At 43.7% G+C, this 1169-nt stretch carries 2 protein-coding genes; both read left to right on the top strand.

The features are described from left to right. Positions 1–291 (top strand): WxL protein host-binding domain-containing protein (locus tag WEIDD23_RS13400; protein WP_197458764.1); only part of this gene is annotated, 291 nt, incomplete at its 5' end. 107 nt (positions 292–398) lie between these two features. Then, a partial coding sequence (locus WEIDD23_RS01905; RefSeq protein WP_062358708.1) for a WxL protein peptidoglycan domain-containing protein occupies positions 399–1169 on the top strand: 771 nt, incomplete at its 3' end.

The following is a 1169-nucleotide window of genomic DNA, read 5'->3' as shown; positions in this document are numbered from 1 at the left end:
ATCATGACGGCAACGTTCAAACAAATTTCGTTAGCACCAAATACATCGTGGCCACTAACAGTCTCCCGTAAAAATAAACAATTACCGCCGGGAAAGTATCTTCTAGCCGTTCATGTGAAAACATCAGGGCTGACCCAGTCCTGGAATCAACCGGTAACGGTCAGGATGGCGCACCAGGAGCAGCAAGTACGGGGCTTTTCGGCGTGGGTAGTCGGAATTGGTTTGATAAGCATTGGTGCGATTGCGGCTATTAGTTATTGGGTGATTTCCAAAAGCCAACCGAATGGCTAGTTAATGACGAACAAATTAATGGTATTTGGCCATGGCTACTACGTGCATTTTATTAGCAGACATTCTATAATTAATCTTTAGTTAGAGAAAATTAGGGGTACGGGTTTATGAACTTGCGAACAGCAATACTTGCTATCGCATCAACAATTACGATTGGTGCGGTTGGTGTGACGGGTCATGCGGATGACACTAAACTGCCGGATTATGATATAACGGCTTCGATTCCAGCTACTCAGATTAATAAGAATAACTTATCAGCGATTGATCTAAAGTTGGCACCAGGTCAAGAAGAACATGTGACATTCTATATTACAAATAACACAAAAAAGCCGATTGACTTGCAGTTAACAGGCGGGACAGCCACCACCCGTGATAATGGCATCATCAATTATGTGACGGGTAGCCAAAACGTGACAGGTCAAGTGCCGTATAAAGTTGGTGATTATATTACCATTCAAAATACGGTGACTGTACCGGCTGCTGGTGAAACGTCAGTTGCTGGGACGATTAAAATGCCGGACCATGCGATTCAAGGTCAGTTAGTTGGTGGGGTGTCATTCGTCCGGACGACGAGTGCAAACACTGCCTCTGAGATACCTGTTATTTTGCAAAATGATACAACGCCGGTATCGGCAGATGTGAAAATCGGCCGTGCTGCGTTGACACAATTGACGAGCGCACGCGTCATTGGTGTTAAATTAACAAATAACGCTAATCAGCTCGTGAATGATGCAACTGTGGCAACCAAGGTTCAGGACAATAACGGTAAAACAGTTTTTGAAAAGACATCACATCGCGTTGACATGGCACCAAAGTCAACTTTTAACTTTGAAATTAAAGACAAAGTGAAGTCGATTAAGCCAGGTAAGTATACCGTT

The sequence above is a fragment of the Weissella sp. DD23 genome, from assembly GCF_001579105.1.
GTDB classification, from domain to species: Bacteria; Bacillota; Bacilli; order Lactobacillales; family Lactobacillaceae; genus Weissella; species Weissella cibaria.
This window is presented reverse-complemented; position numbering and strand designations above follow the sequence as displayed.